This window comes from Curtanaerobium respiraculi, from assembly GCF_024609215.1.
Classification (GTDB): Bacteria; Actinomycetota; Coriobacteriia; order Coriobacteriales; family Eggerthellaceae; genus Curtanaerobium; species Curtanaerobium respiraculi.
Map to the genome: position 1 here is coordinate 25,137 of NZ_JANIPD030000012.1, position 25,706 is coordinate 50,842.

The window sequence follows — 25,706 nt, forward strand, 5'->3', positions numbered from 1 at the left end:
TCAGCCCTCATGCTATGAAGCAGAATGGGAAAAAGCATTCACGAGGGTATGATTCAACCTGGAACTATCTTGAACAAGAAGAGCAGAAATACGAAGCCTCCAAATATATTGATCAGTTCTTCTGTTTTTGGGAAGCTGGCCAGTCTAACGTTGCTAAAGCGATTGAGTTTCTAAAGGAGATAGATAGCGGCTCGCGTGTATCCGTCATCTCTTTTTCTGATTCGAAGTGTCTGAACGATGAGAAGGAGTTCCTTGATAAGCCGAGGCAGTACTTTCGCGCACTACCGAGCTTTAACGGGCTTGTGATGGTTGGAAGCGAGCCATCCCGTATTCTTAGCAGTCCAGAAGAAATTCCCTTCCAAAACCAAGGAAGCTACCTTGGCAGTATCGACTTTGACGGCTGCGCAATAGAGCTCTCTCCGCAAATGAACGCGATAATAGGAGGCCGCGGTACGGGAAAGTCTGTACTGCTTGATTCGATTGCCCAGTGTTTGGGGAAGGCGTCTCAATTAAAGAAAGAGAGAAAAGACTTCCTCAGCAAACATAGCGCCATGGTAAAAAGCATGGATGGTCTGTCATTACATGGGCCGAATTTTAACTGCGACTTTTTCAAGCAGAACTATATCCTCTCCCTTTTTGAAAAAGATGGAGAGGAGTTCAATGAAGCGCTGGAAGACTATTTCTCAGACGCATTCTCCCAAGTGGATGACTATGAGATTGAAGACCAACGAAGTTCTCTCAGGGAATCTTTCACGAGCAACTATCAGTATGAAGATGATACTGCCGCCACTTCCGAAAATATTGCCGGCCTAATCGAGAAGTACACAGAGGATCAAAACGACGGTCTGAATATAAATATTAAGAAGTCCCTGGTTGGACAGGCTACAAAAGAGCTGAAAGAACTTAGCTACGACAATGTGATTTCGGGTATCCGCAAAGGTGTCATGAGCAAGCTGCCTAAATTCCTGAAAGAGAATGAGGCAATTCTGGGGGATTTGACAGCTCTTGAAGAAACAGTAGCGCGTGAGGCATTTTTAGAAAGACAGAAGTATCTAGGCGGTACTTATCTCAAGACAAAGATATATGAAGAGGTTGCAACGAAGAAGAAAGAGATAAGCGCAGCGCAGAAAGACAAGCAGAATGTAGCTGAAGCTTTTAGTCAGCAACTACAGAAGCGATATGCGCCATATGCAAAACGAGTTGCGCTGATAAACGCCTATCTCAGAGCTAGCGAAGAGTTTGACGATATGTTCATCGGCGACGCCGGCCCTGGCTCCCCGAGAAACGAGAAAGAAGCCCCCGTGCGCTTAGCCGTGGGTTAGCATCGTCTTGTTTCCGCAAGAGGCTGCCAGAGCCACAAAGAGAAGGGGGCTTCCCGATGAACGAGTATACCAATGTGGGCATGGACGTGCACGCAAGGAGCGTCGCATGCAAGGCGCTGAGGCCGGACACCGGCGAGTGCTGGTCCAAGACGTTTTCGGGAGAGGGGTTCGAGCACGAGCTCCTGGATTGGCTGAAGAAGCTGCCAGCGCCGGTGAGGTGCGCCTACGAATCCGGCTGCACCGGCTTCTGGATGTCTAGGTTCCTGCAGCGGGAGGGTGTGGAATGCGAGGTCATGGCGGTCCCGGCGCTGCCCAGGTCGCCCAAGAACAGGCGGCACAAGGACGACAAACACGATGCCGGCGTGGTGCTGCGCGAGATGTGCAACCCTGCCAGCGACGTGTCCTACGTGTGGGTCCCGGACACGGAGGTCGAGGGCGCCCGCGACCTTGCGAGGGCCGCAGACGCCGCCTCCCGGACGGTGCGCTCGGCCAAGCAGCGCGGGTGCATGCTGCTCGTCAAGCACGGCTTCGTGTGGAACGAGCGGACGGCCTCCGGCAACCTGAAGAAGACGTGGACCCCGTCCTGGAAGAAGTGGGCCCGGTCGTGCGACCTAGGCGATCCTCTGTCGAACGTGGCCCTCGGGCAGGAAATCCAGCTCGTGGAGCGCATGGAGCGCAGCGCCAAGGAACTGGCCAGAGCGGTCGCCGCCGAGGCGGAGAAGCCTAGGTGGAAGCCCTACGTGGACGCCCTGATTCGCCTGAAGGGCGTAGACGTCCAGACGGCGTTCCTGGCATGCGCGGAGTTCGGCGACTTCTCGCGGTTCAGGAGCGGGCGACGCGTGTCGCGCTGGATCGGCTGTACCGCCTCTGAGGACTCAAGCGGCGAGACGCGCCGCCAGGGCAAGATCACCAAGGAGGGCAGCTCCCACCTGCGTCGCGCGCTCGTGGAGGGGATCTCGTCGATCTCCCGGCAGACCGCGCACAAGAAGTACCTGAGGCCCGGCCACGCGGTCTCCCCCGAGGTGGAGGACATCGCGCTGGAGGCTAACACACGGCTCAAGAGGAGATACGACGCCATGAAGGGCGCTGGAAAGCACACAAACGTCGCCAAGGTGGCGGTCGTGAGCGAGCTCGCCCGCTGGATGTGGGTCCTGGGCCTGCAGGTCCAGCGTGAGCTCGCCGCCGCCTAGCGCGGCTGATGCATAGGCCATCCCCTTCCGGGCGGCGGGCTTGCGGTGCGTAGGGCAACTCGCGTTCGTCACATGCGCAGCTGCGAGAACAATGCATGGATTCGGCGCATTGAAGGAACAGCCAGGCGCGTCATTTGACTGCCCGCTGGAAACGCGGGGTCTGCGACACTGCCCGTACCGGAGAGAATCGTACTGCGGGCCGGGGCTTTCCCGGTAGCCGCGAGTCTGTGAGTGGATCGCATTGAGCATCCGACTATTCGGGCTTATCGCCCCAATTCGAGGACACGCTCGCAGCCTGCAGCCGGAAGGTGGGGGAAGCCAGCCCCCGGACCAGCTATCCGGGGGCTGGCGAAATATTGCCTCTTGACAGGCCGATGAACGTATGTTGCGACGCCCGCTTAGATTGGTCGATCGAGGCGGGTTTCTTCACATCCGTCTCACGAGCGAAAGACGGTTTTCGTGAAGGAGGACGGCAATGGCAGCGAAGAGGCGCAGGTCGGCTTTTCCCATCGACTACAGAAGGGCACGGGGCTGATATGGGCTCCATCATCTACAACGGGTACGACTTTTCCGTTCTGCGATGGGCAGCTCCACGGTGCAAGTGCATCCATGGCCCTCGTTGTTCGCGAAGGTCGCCCGGCCTCCATGGGCCGCGGCGATGCGCCGCACGATGACGAGTCCCAGGCCGTGTTCGGGCAGCTCGTTTCCCGGGCGTCGTCGGAGCGTCGAGAGCATCTCCACCCCGAAGCCGCATCCGTCATCGCTCACGGAGAGCACACAGCGCCGTCCGAGCGCCGACCCCAGCAGCCCGGTGCGCACGTCGAGCGAGACAATCACATGGCAGCCCTGCGGGTTGTGGCGGATGCTGTTGCCCACGAGGTTGGATGCCATGCGCTTGAGCAGCGCCTTGTTTCCGCGCACGCAAACTCCCTCGGCCGCTGGCGCCACTTCCAGCTCGAGATCGCAGCTTCCGGTTCCTCCGTCTAGGAAGCCCGCCACCACGGAACGTGCGACTGCCGCCAGGTGCACGTCGCATGCATCGACCGGATCCATGGAGTAGCGCAGGCGGTTCACCGTGTTGAGATCGGAAAGCAACGCCGCCGTCTCCTGGGACTTTGCCGCGATGCGCTCGGCGCGCGTCCGTTCCGCCTTGCCGAGTTCGGGGCTTTCCGCTAGCTCGCTCGCGTCTGCGACGATCGCCGCAAGCGGCGTGCGCACGTCGTGGGAGACCGCAGCCACCCATTCGTTGCGGGCGTCGTCGCGCTGCTTCCACGATCGTCGGGTGAACAGGCGCGCGAGCACGATGAGCACGGCGAGGTCGGCTAGGAAGAGCATGACGACGAGGAGCACGTCCCCGCCCAACGCCTCGCGGGTCGATGCGAGGGGGTATTTCCATGCCGAGCCCTTCGGAGATCCCACCACCAACAGCCCCTCATCGTGCCTCCAGCAGGACACGGGGTAGTCGTTCAGATACCAGCGCGCGAAAGATGCGACATCCGCCGGGGTATAGCTTGTGGGTACGTCGTCCGGAACGTCGAGACCCCAGACCGCCTGGCCACCTCTATCGATGAGCAAGGCCCAGCATCCGTGGTCGCGCAAGTCGTGCGCCATGCCCTCGGATAGCGTGTACGTTCCGTTCTGCACGACGAGTGCTCGGGATGCCTTCTCAGCCGACGGCTCGACATCGCCCGCACCTGTGAAGGAGAGCGCGAGGACGGCGGTGCCCATGATGATGATATTGACGATGAGAATGCCGACAGCGCCGATGCCGCAGAAGGCGACGATGCTCAGCCCGCCGCGTATACGCGAGCGCACATGGCCCCTCATCGTTTCTTCTCGCCGACGAGACGGTAGCCCAAGCCGCGCACGGTGACGACCCAGCGTGGATGGGAGGGGTCGTCCTCCACCTTCTCACGCAGGCGGCGCACGAGGATCGCGAGGGCGTTGGCGTAGCCGAATTCGTCATCGTAGACGCTCCGGCACAGCTCGTCGGTCGTCACGATGGAGCCGCGGCTCTCTGACAGTCGCTTGACCAACGCATGCTCCTTGGCGGTGAGGGTCGTTGCCGCGCCGTCGCCACGGCGCACCTCTCCCGTCGCCAGGTCGATCTCCGTCTCCCCGAGCGCGATCACGGGGAGTTCGTCGGGCAGGCGGTAACTGCGACACAGCACGGCGGCAAGGCGCAGCAGAAGCTCGGCGGGCAGGAAGGGCTTGGTCACGTAATCGTCGGCGCCCATTCCCAAGCCCCGCAGGCGGCTCGCGTCCTCGTCGCGGGCGGAGAGGAACAACGCGGGCGCATCGCTCGTCTCGCGCAAGCGGCGCAGCAGGTCGAAGCCGTTGCCATCGGGCAGCATCACGTCGAGCAGGTAGAGATGGGGCCGCCAAGTGCTGGCGACGAGCAGCGCGTCCGCCACGGAGCCGGCTCCATGCGCGTCTCGGTATCCCTCTCGGCCGAGCAGGTCGAGCAGCTGCATGCGCAGGGTGGGGTCGTCCTCCACCACCAGCAACCGTGCCTCGTGTATATCCCTCATTTCACCTCCTCTTGCTCCCCAGCATTTTAACCCAGCGGCAGAAAGCGTCCCGGCTGCACCCCTCTTCCTCGAAAAACGAAAGCTGGGCGAAAGGTCGGGGAAAGCGGGGCGAAATTTGCGGGGCCTAGCCTTGGGACCATGATTCGGGTAGGTGCGGGGCAAGCACGTTTTCCCGCAAGGGGGCCTCGCGGATCGAGGGCCATCCCGAGTCGTGAGGGAGCGAATTAGAGAGAGGAGAACGCAGATGACCGAATGGGCGATTGCCACGCATGCGCTCACCAAGTCGTACGCCGGCGCGCGCGTCGTGGACAGCATCGAGCTCGAGGTGCCCAAGGGGGCGGTGTACGGGTTCCTCGGGCCCAACGGGGCGGGGAAGTCCACCACCATGAAGATGATACTCGGGCTCGTGCGACCGACTGCGGGCGAGGTCGACCTGATGGGCCGGCGCATGGAAGCGAAAACCCGCCTCGAAACCCTCGCGCACGTGGGCTCTCTCATAGAGAGTCCGAGCTGCTACGGGCATCTCACCGCTCGCGAGAATCTCGATATCGTTCGCAGGCTCAAGGGACTCCCAACCGCCTCGATCGACGAGGCACTCGAGATGGTGGGCCTGGCAAACACGGGCAAGAAGCTCGCGGGCCGGTTCTCGCTGGGCATGAAGCAGCGCCTGGGGCTTGCCGCCGCGCTGCTCGGCAACCCCCGGGTCGTGCTTCTCGACGAGCCCACCAACGGCCTCGATCCCGAGGGCATCCACGAGATGCGCGAGCTCATCCGAGCGCTGCCCCAGACGCGCGGCACCACGGTCCTGGTATCGAGCCATCTGCTCGCGGAAGTCGAGCAGATGGCCGACCACGTGGGAATCATCAGCCAAGGGCAGATGGCATGGCAGGGCCCCCTCGAAAGGCTGCGCGCGCGCGCTCGACGCCAGCTGGCGTTCCGTACGACCGACGACGCCCGCGCAGCCGCCTTGTTGGGGGGTGCCGTGCAGGACGGCTGGTTGCTCGTGCCCTTCGCCGAGGATGAGGCGGTGGCCCGCTCCTCCCTCGCGCTCGCACGGGAGGGCATCGGCGTCGTGCGGATCGAGGAGCGCAGCGAGAGCATCGAGGAGATCTTCCTCTCGCTCACCGAGGGGAGGGGGCTGTGATGGGCGCGCTTGCAATCGAGTTCTCGAAGCTCAGGCGCAAGAACGTGTGGCTCGTGTGCCTCGGCGCTGCCGCTCTCTGCCTCGTGTGGGTATCGGCCGACGTCGCCCGCACCGCACAGGGCTCCCCTGACGGGACGGCATCCATGCTCTACGCTGCCCCCCTCGTGAACTCCATCGTCCTGACCCTGTTCGCCGCCGTCATATCGTCGCGCGTGTGCGAGGTCGACCACAAGGCGCAGGCGCTGAAAGAGCTCCTGTGCGCGCAGCGGGCGGGTTCGTTGTTCGCTGCGAAGCTCGCCTGCAGCCTCGTGCTCATAACGGCCACGGTCGTGCTGGAGACTGCAGGGCTCGCCGCACTTGCGTCCTACAAGGGTTTCACCGACCAGCTGGGGATAGCTGGGCTCGCGGCCTTCGCCGCCTGCCAGGTCGGGCCCGCTTTCACGGTTGCGGCCATCGTGCAAGCCATCGCCCTGCGCTGGGAGAATCAGTTCGCCTCGCTTGCGCTGGGCCTCGCCCTCTCGCTCGCGGGCCTGTTCAGCCTCTTCTTCCCTCCCGCCGTCCAGCGCCTCGTGCCGAGCGGCTACTTCGGCCTTCTCTCGTGCGTGAACATGGACTGGGACGGGACAGCGCATACGACATCCTTCCATACCGTGCCTTTCGCTTGGCCGGATGCAGCCCTACTCGCCGCGATCTGCGGAGTCGTCATCGCGGTCTCTGCGGTCTGGTTCTCGAGAAAGGAGCTCTAGCATGAGAATGCAACCCTTGCGCGCGGAGTTCGGCAAGCTGCGCCGCGCGCCCATATGGATCGCCTACGTGGCGCTGCCCCTCATATCGGCAGCCATAGGCACCTTCAACTACCAGCAGAACCTGGGCGTGCTCACGCCGGGATGGGAGAACCTCTGGACGCAGCATACCCTGTTCGAGCTCTGCTTCTTCCTGCCCGCGCTCGTGGGTGCGGGCTGCTCGTGGCTCATGGGGCTCGAGCACGCGGGCACCAACTGGAACCAGGTGCTCGCGAGCCCCGTCTCCCCCTGGCGCATCGTCGTGGCGAAGCTCGTGGTCGGATCGGCGATGCTCGGCGTCGCGCTCGTCGCGACGGGCGTTCTGTTCGTGGCCTGCGGCAAGGCGGTGGGCCTCGAGGGCCTTCCCTCGGCCGGCTATATCTCTTTCCTGCTGCTCTCCTGGCTGGGCGGCGTCTCGGTCGTGGCGGTGCAGCTGCTCGTATCGTCGCTCGTGCGCAGTTTCGCGGCTCCCGTGGGAATAGCTCTCGCCGGTGGCGTCGTGGGCCTCTTGCTCACGGCGAAGGGCTGGGGGCTGTGGTGGCCTTGGGCGCTCATGCAGATGGCCTCGAACAGCAACGGCAGGGGAGCCCTCATGCCCGCCGAGCTTGCCGCCTTCGCGGCCATGGCCCTCTTGTTCGCTGCCGCCTCCGCCACGGCATGCAGCTATGCCGTGTCCCACGCCTCGGCGGGGTCCGAATAGGAACAGGGGTTTGCGCGAGCATTGGGAAGAAGCCATCCGAAGGAAAGGAACGAACGTATGGCAAAGAGAATCATGGCGATAGTGCTGGGCGCGCTCGTGGTGGGCGCCCTGGCGGGGGTCTTCTACCTCACGAACACCGACAACGCCTCCACGTGGTACGTCCGGGTGGATGACGCGGTGGCGCAGGACAAGAGCAAGGACGACGAGGAGCTCTGGGAGTACACCCTCGACGCGTACAACGAGAACGGCGAGCATCGTCAGCTCACCTTCACCGCGAGCAAACGGCTCAGAGACGGTGCTTACCTCAAACTCGGGTACATGCCCGTGCGCGAAGTCGTCTCCTGGGAGGAGATTCAGCCCGATGAGATCCCGTAAACGGCCATTGGGCGTCTCATGCTCATAGAGCTTCCTTAAAGGCTCCGTGAGCGACCCGTGCAGTCCGCCCGGGTTGCTCACAGCCTATCGTATGCCGTGCGTTTGAGGACGCCGGCCATCCCGCTCTTCGAACCCGGAATCGATGAATGCCCGATGCCATCGTTGCTCGATATCGGAAGATGCTGCCGTCGTGTCGGCGGATGCTGCAGGAAACGGCAAATGCAAGGCGGTCGTTGCCCATTACCGCGACTTGTCCGCAGGTTCGAAATGGCTGACGCCTGCCTGGAAGAAGCCGACCAGCTGCACGATGAACGTCTGGGCCCGTTCGCGCGTGAGGTCGTGGCGAAACATCTCGAAGATGCTATCGAAAAACGCGCGCGTCTGTATGTGCACGAACAGCTTGGTGTTGTCGTCCATAGGCATACCCCGCCGTTGCGCCTCGAGGAAGATCCTTTCGCTTTGGAACTCGGTAATACGCTCGAGGTAATCGGCGAATCGAGTGCCTTCCGCATGGTCTATGAGCAGGCGGAAAGCGTTCTTGTTGTTGTACATGATATCGATCATGCGAGCGTATGTTCTAAGCGATACGTTTATCTGGTTGTCAGGATCTACGTCACCTGCGCTGCAATAGTCGTCATCGCCTGTCGCCAACGTGTCCAAATACTTGTCGGCAACGGGTTCGACCAGGGCGGCGAACAATCCCTCCTTGTCGCCGAAGCGCGTGTAGATGGTATGGGTCGTCGTGCCAGACGATGCGGCAATGCGACGAAGTGAGGCGTCATGAAAGCCGTATTTCTCGAATTCGACAGCAGCGCTTTCGAGTAATTTAGCTGATACGCCTGCCATTCGCACCGCCATAGAACCCCCGTTCCCCGTCAATTACCGACACCTCGAAATGCAGATTGCATACGGCAGTGTAGCATCCCGTTCCAGCAGGTCGAGCTATCAATCGAAAGCCGCCGCCTCCTGGCACCGCCCGATACGGGAACGCCTTTCGGATCGGGTGAAACCAGGAGGACAGGCAGCTCTTACACGCCGATCTTCTCGAAGTGCTTCTTGAACAACTTACGGCCGAGGAACGCTCCGCCGATGGCACCCACAACGGTGCCGATGCCCGCGGCGATCAGAAGCGGGCCGTGGGCGAAATCAAGCAGCATCCGTGTGTATTCCGCACCGTAGCTTGCGACGCTCGCATCGATGTAGCTCTGCATCGAGAATACGAGCGGCGACATGAAACCGAACCAAATCAGAATCGAATACGCAGCGTATCCGATCACGATGCGCGGGAAGCTGCGATAGTGCCCGCTGCCGGCGATAAGCTCACCGACAATCCCGCCTGCAAGCACGAACAGCGGAATCGGGCCATATGCGCCGATGAGGAAGCAGATCACAGCCGTAATTGCGCCGAGCAGGAGCATCACCCCACGTTTGGGCACTTTGGCGAGCAGATACATGACGACGATGCCGCACACCAGGAACCCGAAAACGCCGAACAGCGGGAACAGTGCCAGCAATCCCCCGACAGCCCCGAAGAGGAACAGCACGACGGCGAATAGCACCGAGAAGACGCCTATCGATATGAAGTCCTTCGTCTGGAGTTTGTTCGTTGCCTTACTTCCCGTAACGCTAGTCGTTGCCATTTTCAGGGCTCCTTTCATCAAGGGAAAACCATGCCCGAACCTGATCGAAATGCTCTGCGTTTAGCGGAACATCGCACTGAATCAATCCGTCCTCCAGCACAGCGACCCTATCGGCTGCCTGCAGCATGAATTCATAGTCGTGCGTGATGACGATCACGTGGCCCCCCTGTGCCTTTATCTGGGAAATCACGCTGCACACGCGCTGCATGCCGCAGTAATCGAGACCGCTCGTAGGCTCGTCGAGCACCACTACCTCCGCATCGGCGACCAACGCAGTGGCTATGGCCAAACGCTGCTTTTGGCCGCCTGAAAGGCTGAGCGGATGGCGGTCTGCGAACTCTTCGAGCGAAAGGCTCACGAGAATATCGAGCAGGCGCTCGTCATCGTATTGGCCGGTGGCGGAAAGGCGCAGCTCGCCTAAGACCGTGTCGCTGAAGAGTTGGTCCGCCGTCTCTTGCATGATCAGGTAGAAACGGCCGACGCGTTGCCGTGGGCGCAGGGCCTTCCCCAAGACGATTGCGCCACCAGATTCCCTCATCAGCCCGCACATGACGGTGGCGAGCGTGGTTTTACCAGCCCCATTGCGACCGATAAGGCATGTGGTCGACCCTGAGGGTACTGCAAGATTCACGCCATGCAGCACCTCGTGGCGCTTGTAGCGAGCGGTGAGATCGCGCACCTCCAAGGTGCTGGCGGACAAGGGGCAGGCACAGGCCGGGGGATTGATAGCCTGCGCGCATGCGGGCAGTTCCAACCTGGAGAGGTCCAAACTGCGCAACCCCAGACCAGCTCGCTCGTTCGCACCCATGTTCACGTAGTCGTCATGTGAGATCTCCCTGGTGAGCATGCCGTTTTCAAGATACAGGCATCGGTCCAGAACAGATTCCAGGTAATAGGTGCGGTGTTCGGAGACCACCACGGTCTTCCCTTGTTCCTTCAACCGTGCAACAAGCCTTCCCAGAAGCCCGGTGGCTTCATAGTCCAAGTTGGCGCTTGGCTCGTCCATGATGAACACGTCCGGACCGAGCGCGTAAGCCGCTGCGATGGCGATGATTTGCTTCTGACCACCTGACAGCTCGAAGATGCCGCATCCCATCAGGGACTCTATGCCAAGTTCCCGCACGGTTTGCGCAACGGTTTCCCGCAGCTGCGCAACATCTTCACCATAGTTCTCCAGCCCGAAGGCCACCTCTGCAATGGTGTCCAGGTTGAAGAACTGGCTGCGCGGATTCTGGAACACCGAGCCCACGCGCCGGGAGATTTCCGCCATCTCCATCTCTTTGAGCATGCGGCCTTCCACTGATACGCAGCCGGACATCTCCCCCTCATAATAATGGGGGATCAAACCGTTGAGAGCTCGTGCGAGCGTGGTCTTGCCCGATCCGCTGCGCCCGACAATAACAACAACCTCACCAGGTGATATGTGAAGATTGACACCGTGCAAACCTTCGTTTTGACTCGCTGCAGCATAGCGGAAACACAGGTCTTGCACGCGGATCATGCAATCACGCCCCAAACCATGCCCGTCGTTTTCACCCAGACGGCGAGTGCCACAAGGCCCGCTGCACCGAGCAGCAGCGCCGCATCGGCTGGGCGGATTCGCTGGTCGAAGAACGTGCTGCGTCTACCCTCCATCTCGATGCCCCGTGTGATGGCTGCCGTGGATATCTCATCGGCAATCGTGGAGCTACGCACGATGATCGGCACCATGATGTGCTCGGCGGTGCGCAGGAAATGCATCACCACGTTTCGAGCATTCACGCCGAAGCCTCGCATCTTCATGGCTCTGGTGATGTTGCGGCACTCCGATGCAAGCATCACCGGATAGCTCAGGATTACGGAGAGGGGCAATGTGATGCTGCGCGGCACATGCAATCCGTGGAGCGCCACGAGCAGTTCGTTGATTTTCGTTGTGCTGATCAGGCACAGTGCAAATGCGAATATGGGCGTGGTCGTGCGCAAGAGCACGCTGAGCACCAATACTACCGAGCCAACCGCCATGGGAAGCCCAGGTGCCAGCGCCATGAAGAGCAACGCCGTTGCGTAACTGCACGCCGAAGCAAGGGCACCGCGAAACAGCCTGCTGTAGCACAGCGCGCCCAAAATGACTGCCATCACCGCGATCTCAACAACAATGCCGCAGCTCATCACCGCCACCACGTTGATTGCAATGAGCACGATGAGCTTTACGCGGACGTCGAAATAGGGATCGCGCGAGGCGATCATCTTGTCGATGAGCGCAGCGTCTCCCGACGCGTCATGCTCTCGGTTTTCCGCCAGGGGAGTTTCGCTCGATCGCATCGTCTTACATCCTGTATGGACCCAACTGCGGCTCGGGAGCCAGCGGCGCATCTGCCGCGGAACCGCTCGCCGACGGCGCCCACGCCCGATCGCTCTGGAGCTCGAAAAGGCGCGCATACAACCCGTGGAGCCCCATGAGCTCTTCATGGGTACCCACCTCGCGTATGCCCCCGTCTTCGATGGCCACTATTTGATCGCAGTCGGCGATAGAGCGCAATCGATGCGCAATGATGAGCACCGTCTTGCCCTTAACCAGACGCCCGAGCGCCTGCTGGATGCGCGTCTCGTTCTCCGGGTCGATGGATGCAGTGGATTCGTCGAGCAGGATGATCGGCGCGTCCTTGAGGATCGATCGCGCGATGGATAGCCGTTGGCGCTGACCGCCCGAGAGGGTTTTCCCGTTTTCGCCGATCACGGTGCTGTATCCCTGTGGAAGGGCTTGGACGAACTCGTCGCAGCACGCCAGGCGGGCCGCCTCGCGCACCTCTTCGTCGGTCGCGTTCATGCGCCCGACGCGGATGTTGTTCAAAATGCTGTCGTTGAAAAGCACCACGTCCTGGAACACGAACGAGAAGTGTTTCATCAGAACCTCGGGGTCAACTTGGCGCACGTCGACGCCGCCTACCCGCACGCTACCGCTGTTGACGTCCCAGAAACGGGCGGCAAGGCGGCAGAGCGTGGACTTACCGCAGCCGCTTGGCCCCACCAACGCGGTGACGCTTCCCTGGGGTACGGAGAACGACACGTCGTGAATCACTTCGCGCGTGTCATAGGCGAACGACACGTGGTCGAATTCGATGTCGAACCCGTCGAACGTCACGTCCGAAGAGCCCCCTTGAATCGGGTGGTCCAGAATCTCGCGAATGCGCCCGGCGCTCACCAGCGCATGGATTAAGGCGCCGAGCTTTTCCACCGCCACGCAGAGTGGTTCGTACAAGCGCACCGACACCAGCAGGAACAACAGGAATCCCGCAAGGCTCAATTCGCCCGCGCTCAGCTGGACGGCGCCGAAGACCATCACGAGGCCCAACCCCGCACGAAGGAAGTTTTCCCCGAGCGATAGACCCAGACCGGCCAGCAGTTCATAACCCACGAGGCCGGGAACGAGCTTTCGCGCCTTCTTGCCAAGGCGCCTCTGGTAGTCGTCCATGCGCGGGGACGAGCGCAGCGCCTGCATATTCTCAAGGTACTCCTGCAGGCTTTCACTCAAATCAACCCTGCGTGCGCGGTTGCGCTTGTTCTGTCCCTCGGATACCAGCCTGCCGAGCGCCATCGCAAGGGCTGCAAGCGGCAGGACCGCTGCCAGAACCAGCGTCATGCGCCAGTTGCAGAATGCCAGGATGACAAGCGTGACGAGCGCAAACGCCACGCTTGCCAGGAATTCGGCCAGCGAAGTCGCCAGCACGCCCTCGACGGTTTTCACATCGTCCATCACCGTCGAGGTGAAATCGGCAACATCGCGCTTGCCAAGATACGACATCGGAAGGCGGCGTATCTTTTCTGCCAAGGACATGCGCATATGCTGGTCTTCATCGCACGATGAGTAATACTTGCTCTTGTACGACTGTCGGTAGGCGACATAGATCAGGGCCGCGAACACGAGGGCAAGAGCCGTGCAGGCGACAGGCGATATGTTGTCTGCCAGGCCCGCCGCCTGGGAAATCATGTTGTCCGCCACGTAGACGAGCAAAACCACCGGTGCCAATGCCGCCAGGTAGTACAGCCCGAGCCAAACGCTGGCCTTCATAAGCTCCCGGCTTCCCTGGCCGCTGATGTTGAACGTGCGCTGCAAGGTCTTACGCATCGGGACCACCCCCGATCTTCCACGACACGCTCGTCTCATACTCGCGATACATGCGCGCGTAAGCGCCATCGGCTGCAAGCAGGTCTTCATGCGCGCCACGCTCGATGATGCGTCCGCCATCGACAACGCAGATCAGATCGGCATTGATTACGGTGGACAGGCGATGCGCGATCATGAGTACCGTCTTCCCCCTCAGCAGTTGCGTCAGCGCCTGCTGTATGAGCCGTTCGTTTTCCGCATCGGCGAACGCGGTCGCCTCGTCGAGCAGCACGATGCGCGCATCCTTCAGGATTGCACGGGCGAGCACGATGCGCTGCTGCTCACCGCCCGAAAGCTGCGTGCCGGCGGCACCGATGACCGCCTGCTCGCCTTCGGGAAGCTTGGCCAGTATGTCGTCGCATTGCGCCAAGCTCAGCGCACGCGATACCTCATCGGCATTGGCTCCGGCTTTTGCCATTGCCACGTTCTCGGAAATGGGCGCATGAAAGAGGCTCGGTTGCTGGAACACGATGCCCACGTTTTCGGCAAGCCAGGCATAAGGGATCTTCCTCACATCAACGCCGCCTACGCTCACGATGCCTTCCTGGGCATCCCAAAAACGCGCGATGAGGTTCGCGATGGTGGATTTTCCGCCACCCGACTGACCCACCAGCGCCACAACGCTTCCCTGCGGCACGCGCAGGCTGACATCGCGCAAAGCGTAGGGGGCATCAGGCTCGTAGCGGAACGAGACATGGCTCAGCTCCAAATCGAATTGCGATGGACAGCATGCGTCCGCATCGTCGTGAAGCGGCTCCTCAGCGAGGATCTCATCCACGGCGTCAAGCGATACGCCGGATACGATCAGGTTCGACGTGGCGTTCATGATGCGCGTGAGCAGCGTGATCGTCATGGGAATGAGCGAGCAGAAGAACACGAAGCTGCCAACGAGAGCACCCGAGGCATCCGGCCCGTTGCCGAGCATGATGGCCGTGGGTACCAGGAACAGAAAGGAGCTGTTGATAACCGTCATGTACAAGCTGTCCGACATGCGCATGGACAGTGCGTACTTCAGCATCCAGTTGCGATACTCGCTGACGGCATCGCGATAGCGGGCAAATGAGCTCGCCGTTTGGCCGAAAATCTTCACGACGGAGATGCCACGGATGAACTCGGTGGTGGCGTTCGCCATGTCCTCTGCTGATTTCTGCTGCTTGGCGTAAAAGTCCGTCGTCGAATCCTTGAGCATCCGCGCGAGAATCAGAAAGCCGATGAGCAGGGGCAACAGGCTCGCAAGCGACAGGCGCCAGTCAAAGGAGAACATGAATGCCACGAACACGACGGGGAGCGTGACCGCATTCACGAAGTCGGGCATCGTATGGGCGATGGTGTTCTCGATGCTGTCGGTGTTCGTCTCGACTATCTTGCGAAGCTTGCCGCTTGGGTTCATGCTGAAATAGCCCAGCGGCAGTTTGCCGAGATGCTTCACTATGCGGGTGCGGAGGCGAGCCACCGTGTTGAACGCGGCAAGATGCGAGAACAGCAGCCCCATGCCGTAGGCGCCGAATGCGCCCATGATGTAGAACACGGCGCGCCATCCCTGTTCAACCACCGCCGCTTGGTCAACTGACTCAACGCCACTGGCATCCAGTACAAGGACGGCAACCTCGTACACCGATACGTATGCCAGCATGTTCATAACCGCCGAGGCAATGACGAACAGCGCGCTGAACAATTGCAGCCATGAGAGCTTTCCCATATAGCCGAAGAGCCGGATCACTGCGCCCTGTTTTTTCACCGCACTTCTTTCTAATAAGGAACACTGTTACCGATAAAATATAGTATATAGGTAACAGTGTGTCAATAAAAAGTTCATTAATGTGTGACAACCAACCGGGCGGATTCTAGCGGTCATTGCACCACGATGAAGGATGTGATGCAATGTGCGGCTCCAGGTACACGATAGATGATTCATGACAACCAACCGTAGCCTTTGTCACAGCCGTGTTCGGCCTGGGTCCGGAGGACTTGATGGGCGACCTGAAGACGTTCGGGTTCTTCTTGCGCCTTTAAGGAAATGCAGGGCGCTTCACAGTGTTTTGTCCAACCAACCTCCGGATTTGTCGTCTTATGACCTATTACACAAACACTGCGAGGGGGGATTCGGGGGAAAGTTAGAGAGCACGTCCAACTAGGAGCCGAAGCGAGCAAACAGCAAAATCGTGGCTTATGCGGGGTTTTGGATCGATAGACGGGGGAGCAGAGACGTCCCGAGAGAGGAGACTCAGGTTCATAACCCGGAGGTCAGGGGTTCAAATCCCTTCCCCCGCGACCAAACACAAGGCAGGTCAGATCAAGCAATTAGGCTTCGGACCTGCTTTTTTTATACCCGATTCCACTTCCATGGACAATCCCGTTTTTACTCTGCCAACACGGCTGCTAACATTCTGCCAACAAAACAAAATGGTACTCCTCCAATTTCTGAAAATCTAGAAGAGTTGGCCGCGCCCTGACGGGACCGTTTTAACTTAATAACTGTTCTTATAAATACAACTCCGGGGCGGCCGGTTCCGGAAGCCGGTTTTTCAAGGGGGTTTCCACAGCCGTGGGCTTCTACCGGTCACGCCTCTGGTTTCTATAGCCAGCCAGAATCCAAGGCCGCCGCGGGCCATAATCTCTGCGATGCGCGAAGCGCTCACGATGCAAACGCTTCGTCAGTATTGCCGACGTATGGTGTTTCACGGATCGGGCGCAGCGGAATCCGGTTCGCGAGCTGGGTATTTTTTGAGTGCCTGGCAATCTATTTCGAGCCAAACTCCCGAATGAAATCGAGCCAAACTCCCGGGTAGGTTGACGTTTCCAGTGCCTTCTTTCTGGCGCTAAGTCTGTCGCAACCGCTTCCAACGGGCACAAAGGGCGTCTTCTTCGCCCTTTCCGCTGCAGTGCGCATGAGCTATCAAGGCGCAGTCCTTCAGCCGGGCCTGTCCAGGTACAGGTCCCTCTTGATCTCCATGTTTGTGCCTCATCGTAAGCTTTTAGAATGTTCTGCCATATTCGGCAGAATATTCCAATATGAATATCGAGGGGCCGCTCGACTCTCCGCCGGAAACGTATTCAGGTCGCCATGCGGGCCATGTGGAAACTGCTTAGAAGAAGAGCTCCGCGTTTCCCAGCAGGAAGTCCTCGACGCTGACGTTCGGGGAACCCACCACCAGGGCGTTCGCGCGCGGGAAACGGTTCACGAACGCAACGAGCCCGCCCGTGCGCTTCACGCGCCCGCTCTTGACCTCGATGGCGGTGACCTGCAAGCCCTGCGACACGACGAAATCGACCTCGTCGTTGCCTTCCCTCCACCAGCTCACCTCGAAGCCCTCGGCGGCCGCACGATTCAGAAGGGTGGCACCGACGGCGCTCTCGACGAGGCGGCCGCGAAGGTCGGGCTCGGTGAGCAGGTACTTTCGCAGCTGCCCGTACGTTGCCGTCATGAGGGCCGTGTTGTACACCGCGAGCCTCGGGGAGCTTGCCTTCTTGCGCAGCAGCTTGGGGTCGTACTTCTGCAGCCCGCACATGAGCCCCGCGCTCGATAGCAGGTCGAGGTAGTGGGCTATGGTCGCCGTGTTTCCCCTGTCGTCGAGCTGGCCGAGCAGCTTGCGGTAGGAAACCTCCTGGGCCGAATAGGGGGCACCGACATAGAACAGTCGGCGCATGAGCGCGGGGTTGCGTACGGAAGACAGCCCCACTACGTCGTTCGCGATCGTCGGCTCGATGATTGCGTTGTTGATGTAGCTGAGCCATCGCTGCTCGTCATCTACGAGTGCTGCGGCGCCGGGGTAACCCCCGAAGTAGAGGAACTGGTCGAGCGTGTAGCCGAACGCGTCCCTGCATTCCGCGAAGTTCCAGTGCGGGCTGTGTATGAGCTCGAAGCGGCCAGCGAGCGACTCGTCGAGCCCGTCTTGGATGAGGGTCGCGGAAGACCCCGTGAGGACCACGCGCAGGTCGATGCCGCTGCGCGCGTCCTCGTCCCAGAGGGATTTGACCACGGTCGACCACTGGTCGACGTACTGTATCTCGTCGAGGACGAGCAGCGCGCGCGGCTCGCCCCCCGCGATGAGATTGCGCGCTCGCTGCCATTGGGCGCGCACCCAATCGGGCGATTCGCCGTGCGTCGGCACTTCCTCCAGGATGTAGGGCAGGCTCGTCTTCCCGAGCGCCTGCTGCACCGCGGTGCTCTTGCCCGTCTGCCTGGCCCCGATCACGATCTGCAGGAACCTCCGCGGCTCCTGCATCCGGGCTGCTATCGTCTTCACGATTTCTCGTTCGTACATCTGCGCACCTCCTGCATGGCGTCATGCATATTGTATACCAATCTCGCATTTTTGAGAGATTGTCTCGCAAAAATGCTATGTACAGCATCGCGAAGGGCAATCGCCGCGCCCGTTGCCATATAGCCCCCTCCCTCATCTCTCCTTCAACGGGATTCGGTTGCAGAGATCGAGGATCTGCTATGAGACCGGCTGATGTCCCAAGGTAGCGGTATGCGCCCTCTCTTTCGACTTCCTTTGCATGGGGTTTGTGCCCGCACCCTCCGCGTTCGCGCCCATATGCGAACACTGCGAGGGGGAATCGAAAACGCCTGTTTTCCGAGATCGGGGTGAAAACAGGGGGAATGCCAGAGAGCGCGAGGAGCCACGAGAAACGAGAGCCGATGAAAAAATACCGGTTTAGCGGGGGCTTTGGTTTTCTCAGCGGGAGAAACGGGACGTCCCGATACCAGAAACGCAGACTCATAACCGGGAGGTCAGGGGTTCGAATCCCTTCCCCGCGACCAAAATTTTGACAGGTCGAGAAGAGTCTCGACCTGTTTTTATTTCATGCTGCAACACCCTGTTCTCCAGGCTGCGAAGAGTTCGAGGCACGGCGAGGGGCAGCGATAAAGCAGTTCCGCGGACTGTTGTTTATTCAAACCTGAATTCCCAGTTGACATATTGCAAACTTAGAAATAACATATGTTAGGTAACATATGTTATCTAACAAGGAGGCAGCAGTCGGCATGCCTTATGAGCGATTCACCGAGCAGGGCGTCTTAGACGCGGCGATGGACCTGCTTCGCGAGAAAGGGTACGAAGCTTTGACTGCCCGCGCGGTGGCAGAGCGCGTTCATTGCTCGGTCCAGCCGATATATCGGCAGTTCGGAAACATGGACGGTCTCATGGAGGCTCTATACCAACACGCGTGCGCATGGGTAACGAACTACAACAGGAAGCACGCCGAGGTCGAGGGCAACCAGTTTGCGTCGAATGGGCGCGCCCATATACGACTTGCTCAAGACGAGCCGCAACTCTTCACGTTCCTGTATCTCTCACCGTACATGAGGGTGAGGGGGGCCGACGACCTGTACGAGCTCGGTGCCCAGCCAGGCGTCCTCGAGACGATTGAGAAGCATCTCGGCTTGAACGAGGACGCTGCGCGCGGGCTTTATCTTGATCTCATCGTGTACACGCACGGTATTGCCTCGCTCATCGCCGAGGGTGCGGAGTTTCCTGAAGAGGATCTTGCCCGCATGATGAACGGCGCCTTCTTTGCGTTTCTGCATGAGCATGGTGGCTCTGTGCCCGCTGGAAAGGAGCCCGAGTCATGAAGAGTCTGAACAAGCGCCAGCGTGTACGCATTGGGATCCTCGTCACTTCGTTCGCGCTCTTTCCCGTCACGATTTTCTACTTTTCCCCTTACCTTTCGGTTATGGGGGCCTTTGAGGGTGTCATAGCGGGAAGCGTCCTCGTGTTCCTCGTTCAGTTCGCAAGCGCGCTTGTGCTGGGCCGCGCGTTCTGCGGATGGATATGCCCGGCAGGAGGATTGCAGGAGGTTGTCGCCCTGGCTCAGCCCAAGCCTACGAAGCTCGGGAAGAAGCTGTTCGTAAAGTACGTTATATGGGTGCCTTGGATCGGCTCGATTGTGGCGGGAGCCATCATCGCCGGCGGGTTTTCCCGCCTTGATTTCACGTATCAAACGACGAGCGGAATGTCAGTTGCGAGCTTGGAAGGTCTCATGATCTACCTGATCATCGTTGCGCTCTTTTTCGTGCCGAATCTCTTTATCGGGCGGAGGGCCATGTGTCATTGCATCTGCTGGATGGCGCCGTTCATGGTGATAGGGGGCGTCTGGGGCGCTTGCTGCACCTGCCCCAATTGCATGTCCGCGCGACGTCCGAGACATGCGTGAAATGCGGGCTATGCGACAAGGCGTGCCCCATGAGCCTGCCGGTCTGAGAGCTTATAGAACAAGGCGCCGTCGTGCACGACGAGTGCATACAGTGCGGTGCGTGCTGCGACGCATGTCGAAAGGATGCGCTCGAGCTGCGTTTCTCGCCTGTCGCCTGCGATTTTGGCAAGAGGCTGTGAACGCAACCAGCGCTTAACAGCCACAGCATGATATCCATCTGGCAATAGGGGCCTACGAAAGGAATCTGGAATGAGAGCGCTCGTGCCAATCTTAAGCTGCTTGCGCCCCTCTAATGACAAGATGCGAATACGGGAACTGCGGGATACTGCGAATTTGATGTCATTCTAACTGCGGAAATATCAAATAATCGAATATAATTAACTGCGGAAATCGAAATTCTACCGAAGGGCGCAGCATGTTCAAGCGCAAGATCTACAACGACCTGCTGGAATGGAAGGGAACGTCGGACGGGAAGACAGCGCTCCTCGTGGAGGGGGCCCGCCGCGTGGGCAAGTCGACCATCGTGGAGGAGTTCGCCCGGAACGAGTACCGCAGCTACATCCTCGTCGACTTCATGGAGGCGCCCCGTGCGACCCGCGAGCTCTTCGACGACATATCCGACCTGAACTATCTGTTCCTGCAGCTCCAGCTCCAGTACGGCACGCGGCTCTTCGAGCGCGAGTCGCTCGTCGTGTTCGACGAGGTCCAGCTCTGCCCGAAGGCGCGCCAGGCGATAAAGAAGCTCGTCGCAGACGGCCGCTACGACTACGTGGAAACCGGCTCGCTCATATCCATCCGCAAGAACACCGCGGGCATCCTCGTGCCCAGCGAGGAACGCAAACTCCAGATGAGGCCCATGGACTACGAGGAGTTCTGCTGGGCGCGCGGCGACGAGGCGACCGTGCCGCTCCTACGGCAGGCGTTCGCGGAGGGAAGGCCGCTCGGGGACCGCACGGCCCGCATGCTCATGAGGGGCTACAGGCTGTACATGCTGGTGGGCGGCATGCCCCAGGCCGTCGACGCCTACCTGCAGAGCAACAACCTCGAGGTGGTCGACCAGGTGAAGCGCGACATCATAGGCCTCTACGAGGAGGACTTCTACAAGATAAGCCCCAGCGGCGCCCTCTCGCGCCTCTTCGACGCCATACCCGCGCAACTGGCCAAGAAGTCGTCGCGCTATCACGTCTCGAGCGTCCTCGCCAACCGCAGCGCCTCGGGCGTCCTCGAGGAGATATCCGAGCTTGCGGCTTCCAGGGCGGTGCTCGTGGCCTACCATGTGGACGACCCCAACGTGGGGATGTCCGCCGCCATCGACTTAGAGAAGTTCAAGCTGTACCTGGGCGATACCGGGCTGTTCGTGACGCTCATGTTCAAGGACTCCGCCTTCACCGACAACGTCGTGTACGAGAAGCTGCTTGCGGACAGGCTGCCCGTCAACATGGGGTCCGTGTACGAGAACGCGGTCGCCCAGCAGCTCGCGATGAACGGTGAGGGGCTGTTCTACCACACGTGGCCCAAGGTCGGCTCGAACCGCAACTACGAGATCGACTTCATCGTGTCGCGCGGGAAGAAGATCTGCCCCATAGAGGTGAAGTCCTCGCGCTACCGCCGGCATGCCTCGCTGGACGACTTCGCGGAGAAGTACTCGTCGCGCATCGGCCGTCAGTACCTTGTCCACACGAAGGACATGGGCAAGGATGGTCCGATAGCCTGCGTTCCCACGTGCATGGCGCAGTTCATATAGGGAACTGTGCTGAGGTGCTTGCGACGAGCGCTTTCACCACGAAGAACCCCGCTGCACCAGGGAGGGAAAGGCGCAGCGGGGAAGGCGGGCAACTCGATGTCCCGAAGCGTTATCCGGCGAAGCTGGCTGCCTGTTTGCCTGCAATGCGCCCGAACGTGTAGATGTCGGCCATAGAGCATGAGCCCAGACGGTTCGTCCCCATCTTGTGACCGGCGACTTCACCGGCGGCATACAGACCGGGGATTGGATTGCCCGCATCGTCGAGCACCTGCGCGGTGGTGTTGATATGCAAGCCGCCCATGGTGTAGTGGACCGCGGGTTTGTATGAATTCAGATAGTACGGGCCGCCTTCGATCGCGGTGATGGTGTCGCGGTAATGGAAATCGGTATCCACGCCGGTCTTGGCGAACCCATTCCATGTGTCGACGGTCTTCTGCAGCTCTGCCGCATTGATTCCGAAGTGGTTGGCCGCTTCCTCCAGGGTATCAGCTTTGATGATAATGCCGCGCGATTCGAGGTTCTCATACTCATCGGCATGCTCTTCCAGCAGGCCTGTAGCATCGGCTCCCGCCTGGTTGAACAGCATGTATGCCTTGCCGTCGGTCTGATTCTTGATAGCGTTGGAAAGCACATCGCGGCGGTCGAGCTCTTCCACGAAGCGATCGCCTTCCTTGTTCACCATGATTGCCAGGCTCTCAAGGCGCATATCGTCCACGTAGAGCAGCGCGCCGGTTTCGGGATCGCACGTGGGGTAGGTCTGGATGTATTGCATATCGATCAGGTTCGCGCCGATGGCGGAAGCCATGGTCAGTCCATCGCCCGTAGCGCCGACCGAGTCGGTGGAGAGTATCTTTTTGTCCATGTCAGGATTATATTTCACGCGCATGTCCACGTTCGACCCGAATCCGCCGCAAGCTAGAACAACCGCCTTGCCCTTGAACGTGTAGCTGTCGCCCGTCAGCTGGCTTTCCGCCTTTACGCTGGTCACGTTGCCCGCGGCATCCTTCACCAGCTCCGTGGCGCGCATGTTCTTCACGATGGTGAGATCCTTCATCTTGCCGGCGCGTCGAGTGAGCTTCACGATCATCTCGCTGCCGGTATGGCCCTTCGGGATGATCGAGCGCTCCACGCTATGGCCGCCGAAGAACAGCAGGTCATGTTCCCATGAAACACCGCCTTCGAAGGTAAGCCACTGGGTGGAATCGAGCGTGCCGTTGGCGATGACGTTCACCAGTTCGGGGTCGCCGATGTTGTCGCCGCCTTCCAGCATGTCCTTTGCAAGCTGCTCGGGGCTGTCTTGATCGCCCTGCTGTTGCTGGATCCAATTGCCCGGCGCTGCCATCTCGCCGCCGGACAGAGACGTATCGCCTCCCACGATGCCCAGCTTCTCCAGCATGATGACTTTCTTGCCTTCGTTTGCCGCCGTGATTGCCGCGGCGAAGCCAGCACCTCCGGCGCCTACCACGATGACGTCGGCTTCGGTCGGCATATCGTCTTCTACCGCCAGCGCCGCATGGTCGTGCCTCTTCCACGTTTCCGGGCTGCCGCCAGATTGACCGATTGCGTCTCCCACGGCGGTCAGGAACGCCATGCTCGAAAGCGTTGCTCCCGAGACCGTATCAACGTTCAGCGTTTGGTTGTCCACGATGAGGTCGGTCATCTGCTCCATGGCGACATCGCCCATGCCCTGGGTCTCGCGCGAATCGAGCACCGTGATCCGGTCGATCGCGTTGTCTTTGGTTACCACCTCGACGGTCATTTCCCCATGCTTGCCGATGCCGGTGCCAACCCATGCGCCGTCGGCCATGGTTCCGGATTTGCCTCCCGGTCCGTGAGCGTTCGAAGCGCATCCGGTAAGGGCAAGTGTTCCTCCTAGCGCCGCGACAGCGGATCCCGTGACGAACGATCTTCTCGAAATTCCCTTCATGGTGCATCCTCCCTTGGAATCGGTCGGGTCCATCCCTTAAGAACCCAGGTCGAACGGTAGCCTTATCCGAGCGCGGGTTCCATTGGCCGCTCGGGTTAAATCCCTAACCCGCTTATAAACCCGTGGTTGTTCAGGTAGAATCTCTCCAGAGAGGGGACTGTATGGTTTCTACCGTTCCGCAAAAGCGGGGCTTCATCCAACGATGGAGCGCGGTTTTGAAGAAGATTGCCGCTATTCCCATCGTGTTCTTCGGCGTCGGCATGTACCGCGCTTGGCTTGCTATCTTCTTCCGCTTCGACGCCTATCCGTCGATCGGTTCGCTCGATTACTTCCTCTTCGAAGGATCCATCGGCATTGCCTCCCTGTTGTTGGCGTTCACCGCAACGCGCATTACCCCGCTTTGGAGCAACAACCGCATGGGGGTTGTCACCTTTGCTGCTATGACGGTGGGATCCGCCCTCGTGGCGGTCGGCTGCTTTCTTTTTCCTTCCGCCGCGTTGAAGTTGACCGGTTTGATAGTGGCGGGTGCGGGATTGGGGTCGCTGATCTTGATGTGGGCGGAATTCTACGGATCGCTCAACCCTATGCGGGTGGCGGTATACCATGCGATCGCCATCTTCTTCGGGGAGGTTATCAAATGGCTCTTCATGGGGCTTTCCGTCCCCTATCTGGTGTTTTTCTCGCTTATCTTACCGGCGCTTTCCCTTGGCAGCGTGCGTGCCAGCATGCGAAGGATCCCTCGGATCGAACAGCCCCTCTCCATCGGGAAAGATGCCAAACGCGTGTTTCCATGGAAGCCCATCCTGCTCATGGGCGTGTGCACGTTTTCAGGTGGGTATGGAACGCTTCCTTCGGAAACCATGCTCGCCGGCAACGTGGCGGGCGCCATGTGCGTTACCGCGCTCGTATTTATGGGCGTCCTTTCCACCGCAAAATGGTTCAACTTCGATACCATCTACCAACTTGCCTTCCCGTTCTTCATCGTCGCCTTCCTGTTGGTGTCACAGTCGTTCACGCTCAGCGACCAGTTGCGCGCGTTCAGCTACGATGCCGGTTATACCATGCTGTCCATGTTCATCATGCTCATCATGAGCAGCCTTACGTATCGTTTCGGGATCAGCGCGGTATGGATCAACGGCATCGAGCGCGGTATACGCTACCTGGTCGAGCTCGCAGGCTGGGCTTTCGGCGCGTTCGCCATCGATTCATTCGGCGGAGACATCCGTCAGGTTATCGTGGTGGGCATGACCGTTGTGATGATGGCGGTGTTCGTAGCGGTGTTCTATTCCGAGCGCAACCTATCTGCGAAGTGGGGCATCACCATGCACCATCTAAGTGCACCAGACCCTTCGGCAGCCGCCGGGCGCCTGGCGCTGCACACAGCCGATCTCTCGAAGCTCAACGGGCTCACGCCGCGAGAAGAAGAGGTCCTGCAACTGATCATGCGCGGCAAGACCATGGAGGAGATGGAGCAGGAGCTGTTCGTGGCGCAGGGTACCATCAAAGCCCATATGAACCATATCTACCGCAAATTCGGCGTCCATAGCCGCAAAGAGCTCATCGATGCCTGCAAAGAAGATGCGTGAGGTGGTGCAACTCCACCAATGCGCAGAGAATATTAAATTATATGAAATTTAATTGCGCACAACCAAATAAGCGATATAGTTCCTTGTGCCGAAACGCAAGAGAAGGAGCATATCATGGCACAAGCAGCAGTCGCATCTAAGATGCCCGTCGCATCGATGTCCGCAGCGGACGATAAGATCATCGCACTCGTCCCGAAGGAGTATATCAAGCGTATTCCGTTCTTCGTGCGTAAGCACGCCGCATCGCTCTCCGCGCGCAAGGTCGCGAACGAGTATCCCGAGCTGTATGCCGAGGCCGCCCGCGAGGGCGTCCTCTCCGAAGAGACGGAGGGCAAACTTCGCCCCATCATCACCGGCATCTACGAGCAGAAGTTGAAGAAGCACAACATGTAGCCCCGCGATTCCTCTTCGGCAGCGCGTGTCCGGAAATCCGAGCATGCGCTGCTTTTTCAACGAATCTAA

General features: G+C 59.8%; 21 protein-coding genes. 11 read left to right on the forward strand and 10 right to left on the reverse strand.

Translation table 11 applies throughout. The annotated features are described in order from the left end of the window. Positions 1-14: 14 nt before the first annotated feature. Together NOV21_RS04545 and NOV21_RS04550 are read left to right on the forward strand one after the other, a co-directional pair. Entirely contained in the window at positions 15-1,322 is a 1,308-nt protein-coding gene (locus NOV21_RS04545) for an AAA family ATPase (RefSeq protein WP_283170018.1), read from the forward strand. A gap of 56 nt (positions 1,323-1,378) precedes the next feature. After that, a complete protein-coding gene (locus NOV21_RS04550) occupies positions 1,379-2,512 on the forward strand; it encodes an IS110 family RNA-guided transposase (protein ID WP_283170019.1) in 1,134 nt (377 codons plus the stop codon). Positions 2,513-3,058: 546 nt separating this feature from the next. Here the strand turns inward: NOV21_RS04550 and NOV21_RS04555 are convergent. Together NOV21_RS04555 and NOV21_RS04560 are read right to left on the reverse strand one after the other, a co-directional pair. Further along, positions 3,059-4,339: a sensor histidine kinase gene (locus NOV21_RS04555; RefSeq protein WP_283171772.1), complete on the reverse strand. Its 1,281-nt coding sequence runs from the start codon at positions 4,337-4,339 to the stop codon at positions 3,059-3,061. Then, positions 4,336-5,043, reverse strand: a complete 708-nt coding sequence (locus tag NOV21_RS04560; protein ID WP_283170021.1) for a response regulator transcription factor — start codon at positions 5,041-5,043, stop codon at positions 4,336-4,338. Before NOV21_RS04560 ends, NOV21_RS04555 begins: the two co-directional genes overlap by 4 nt. A gap of 244 nt (positions 5,044-5,287) precedes the next feature. On the opposite strand from NOV21_RS04560, the gene NOV21_RS04565 reads away from it, so the two are divergent. Genes NOV21_RS04565 through NOV21_RS04580 form a run of 4 tightly spaced genes read left to right on the forward strand, consistent with a single transcriptional unit; the run spans position 5,288 to position 8,044 of the window. Then, positions 5,288-6,187 (forward strand): ABC transporter ATP-binding protein, encoded by a 900-nt coding sequence (locus NOV21_RS04565; RefSeq protein ID WP_283170022.1) that lies wholly within the window; start codon positions 5,288-5,290, stop codon positions 6,185-6,187. After that, positions 6,187-6,933 (forward strand): ABC transporter permease, encoded by a 747-nt coding sequence (locus tag NOV21_RS04570; protein WP_283170023.1) that lies wholly within the window; start codon positions 6,187-6,189, stop codon positions 6,931-6,933. Before NOV21_RS04565 ends, NOV21_RS04570 begins: the two co-directional genes overlap by 1 nt. Before the next feature lies 1 nt (position 6,934). Next, positions 6,935-7,669, forward strand: coding sequence for an ABC transporter permease (locus NOV21_RS04575; protein ID WP_283170024.1), 735 nt, complete (start codon positions 6,935-6,937; stop codon positions 7,667-7,669). Between the two features lie 57 nt (positions 7,670-7,726). Continuing rightward, a complete protein-coding gene (locus NOV21_RS04580; RefSeq protein ID WP_283170025.1) occupies positions 7,727-8,044 on the forward strand; it encodes a YxeA family protein in 318 nt (105 codons plus the stop codon). 240 nt (positions 8,045-8,284) lie between these two features. Here the strand turns inward: NOV21_RS04580 and NOV21_RS04585 are convergent, their stop codons facing one another. The 7 genes from NOV21_RS04585 to NOV21_RS04615 form a co-directional block, all read right to left on the reverse strand. Beyond that, positions 8,285-8,890: a TetR/AcrR family transcriptional regulator gene (locus NOV21_RS04585; RefSeq protein WP_283170026.1), complete on the reverse strand. Its 606-nt coding sequence runs from the start codon at positions 8,888-8,890 to the stop codon at positions 8,285-8,287. A gap of 182 nt (positions 8,891-9,072) precedes the next feature. After that, positions 9,073-9,684 (reverse strand): MptD family putative ECF transporter S component, encoded by a 612-nt coding sequence (locus tag NOV21_RS04590; protein WP_283170027.1) that lies wholly within the window; start codon positions 9,682-9,684, stop codon positions 9,073-9,075. Beyond that, entirely contained in the window at positions 9,671-11,185 is a 1,515-nt protein-coding gene (locus NOV21_RS04595; RefSeq protein WP_283170028.1) for an ABC transporter ATP-binding protein, read from the reverse strand. Before NOV21_RS04595 ends, NOV21_RS04590 begins: the two co-directional genes overlap by 14 nt. Then, positions 11,182-11,985 carry an energy-coupling factor transporter transmembrane component T gene (locus NOV21_RS04600; protein ID WP_283170029.1) on the reverse strand — a complete coding sequence of 268 codons (804 nt, stop codon included), beginning with the start codon at positions 11,983-11,985 and terminating at the stop codon, positions 11,182-11,184. Before NOV21_RS04600 ends, NOV21_RS04595 begins: the two co-directional genes overlap by 4 nt. A 4-nt stretch (positions 11,986-11,989) precedes the next feature. Continuing rightward, the gene (locus NOV21_RS04605) at positions 11,990-13,789 is read right to left on the reverse strand and encodes an ABC transporter ATP-binding protein (RefSeq protein WP_283170030.1); all 1,800 of its coding nucleotides are present in this window, start codon (positions 13,787-13,789) and stop codon (positions 11,990-11,992) included. After that, on the reverse strand, positions 13,782-15,566 hold the full coding sequence (locus tag NOV21_RS04610) for an ABC transporter ATP-binding protein (protein ID WP_283170031.1): 1,785 nt from the start codon (positions 15,564-15,566) through the stop codon (positions 13,782-13,784). Before NOV21_RS04610 ends, NOV21_RS04605 begins: the two co-directional genes overlap by 8 nt. 1,348 nt (positions 15,567-16,914) lie before the next feature. Next, positions 16,915-18,093 (reverse strand): ATP-binding protein, encoded by a 1,179-nt coding sequence (locus tag NOV21_RS04615; protein ID WP_283170032.1) that lies wholly within the window; start codon positions 18,091-18,093, stop codon positions 16,915-16,917. A 725-nt stretch (positions 18,094-18,818) separates the two neighbouring features. On the opposite strand from NOV21_RS04615, the gene NOV21_RS04620 reads away from it, so the two are divergent. The 3 genes from NOV21_RS04620 (at position 18,819) to NOV21_RS04635 (ending at position 21,731) form a co-directional block, all read left to right on the forward strand. Continuing rightward, the gene (locus tag NOV21_RS04620) at positions 18,819-19,406 is read left to right on the forward strand and encodes a TetR/AcrR family transcriptional regulator (RefSeq protein ID WP_283170033.1); all 588 of its coding nucleotides are present in this window, start codon (positions 18,819-18,821) and stop codon (positions 19,404-19,406) included. Continuing rightward, complete coding sequence (locus NOV21_RS04625; protein WP_283170034.1) at positions 19,403-19,987, forward strand: 4Fe-4S binding protein; 585 nt, start codon at positions 19,403-19,405, stop codon at positions 19,985-19,987. Before NOV21_RS04620 ends, NOV21_RS04625 begins: the two co-directional genes overlap by 4 nt. A 415-nt stretch (positions 19,988-20,402) precedes the next feature. After that, complete coding sequence (locus NOV21_RS04635; protein ID WP_283170035.1) at positions 20,403-21,731, forward strand: ATP-binding protein; 1,329 nt, start codon at positions 20,403-20,405, stop codon at positions 21,729-21,731. A gap of 109 nt (positions 21,732-21,840) precedes the next feature. Here NOV21_RS04635 and NOV21_RS04640 read toward each other — a convergent pair whose 3' ends face one another. Then, positions 21,841-23,658 carry a flavocytochrome c gene (locus tag NOV21_RS04640; protein WP_283170036.1) on the reverse strand — a complete coding sequence of 606 codons (1,818 nt, stop codon included), beginning with the start codon at positions 23,656-23,658 and terminating at the stop codon, positions 21,841-21,843. 161 nt (positions 23,659-23,819) lie between these two features. Here NOV21_RS04640 and NOV21_RS04645 point away from each other — a divergent pair, with 161 nt between their 5' ends. Further along, a complete protein-coding gene (locus NOV21_RS04645) occupies positions 23,820-25,244 on the forward strand; it encodes a response regulator transcription factor (RefSeq protein WP_283170037.1) in 1,425 nt (474 codons plus the stop codon). A gap of 114 nt (positions 25,245-25,358) precedes the next feature. After that, positions 25,359-25,637, forward strand: coding sequence for a hypothetical protein (locus tag NOV21_RS04650; RefSeq protein WP_283170038.1), 279 nt, complete (start codon positions 25,359-25,361; stop codon positions 25,635-25,637). Positions 25,638-25,706 lie beyond the last annotated feature (69 nt).

Bases quoted from the DNA above. Each gene is read 5' to 3' on its own strand.
- NOV21_RS04545 (WP_283170018.1), top strand. From the start codon at position 15: ATGAAGCAGAATGGGAAAAAGCATTCACGAGGGTATGATTCAACCTGG.
- NOV21_RS04550 (WP_283170019.1), top strand. From the start codon at position 1,379: ATGAACGAGTATACCAATGTGGGCATGGACGTGCACGCAAGGAGCGTC.
- NOV21_RS04555 (WP_283171772.1), bottom strand. From the start codon at position 4,339: ATGAGGGGCCATGTGCGCTCGCGTATACGCGGCGGGCTGAGCATCGTC.
- NOV21_RS04560 (WP_283170021.1), bottom strand. From the start codon at position 5,043: ATGAGGGATATACACGAGGCACGGTTGCTGGTGGTGGAGGACGACCCC.
- NOV21_RS04565 (WP_283170022.1), top strand. From the start codon at position 5,288: ATGACCGAATGGGCGATTGCCACGCATGCGCTCACCAAGTCGTACGCC.
- NOV21_RS04570 (WP_283170023.1), top strand. From the start codon at position 6,187: ATGGGCGCGCTTGCAATCGAGTTCTCGAAGCTCAGGCGCAAGAACGTG.
- NOV21_RS04575 (WP_283170024.1), top strand. From the start codon at position 6,935: ATGAGAATGCAACCCTTGCGCGCGGAGTTCGGCAAGCTGCGCCGCGCG.
- NOV21_RS04580 (WP_283170025.1), top strand. From the start codon at position 7,727: ATGGCAAAGAGAATCATGGCGATAGTGCTGGGCGCGCTCGTGGTGGGC.
- NOV21_RS04585 (WP_283170026.1), bottom strand. From the start codon at position 8,890: ATGGCAGGCGTATCAGCTAAATTACTCGAAAGCGCTGCTGTCGAATTC.
- NOV21_RS04590 (WP_283170027.1), bottom strand. From the start codon at position 9,684: ATGGCAACGACTAGCGTTACGGGAAGTAAGGCAACGAACAAACTCCAG.
- NOV21_RS04595 (WP_283170028.1), bottom strand. From the start codon at position 11,185: ATGATCCGCGTGCAAGACCTGTGTTTCCGCTATGCTGCAGCGAGTCAA.
- NOV21_RS04600 (WP_283170029.1), bottom strand. From the start codon at position 11,985: ATGCGATCGAGCGAAACTCCCCTGGCGGAAAACCGAGAGCATGACGCG.
- NOV21_RS04605 (WP_283170030.1), bottom strand. From the start codon at position 13,789: ATGCGTAAGACCTTGCAGCGCACGTTCAACATCAGCGGCCAGGGAAGC.
- NOV21_RS04615 (WP_283170032.1), bottom strand. From the start codon at position 18,093: ATGTACGAACGAGAAATCGTGAAGACGATAGCAGCCCGGATGCAGGAG.
- NOV21_RS04620 (WP_283170033.1), top strand. From the start codon at position 18,819: ATGCCTTATGAGCGATTCACCGAGCAGGGCGTCTTAGACGCGGCGATG.
- NOV21_RS04625 (WP_283170034.1), top strand. From the start codon at position 19,403: ATGAAGAGTCTGAACAAGCGCCAGCGTGTACGCATTGGGATCCTCGTC.
- NOV21_RS04635 (WP_283170035.1), top strand. From the start codon at position 20,403: ATGTTCAAGCGCAAGATCTACAACGACCTGCTGGAATGGAAGGGAACG.
- NOV21_RS04640 (WP_283170036.1), bottom strand. From the start codon at position 23,658: ATGAAGGGAATTTCGAGAAGATCGTTCGTCACGGGATCCGCTGTCGCG.
- NOV21_RS04645 (WP_283170037.1), top strand. From the start codon at position 23,820: ATGGTTTCTACCGTTCCGCAAAAGCGGGGCTTCATCCAACGATGGAGC.
- NOV21_RS04650 (WP_283170038.1), top strand. From the start codon at position 25,359: ATGGCACAAGCAGCAGTCGCATCTAAGATGCCCGTCGCATCGATGTCC.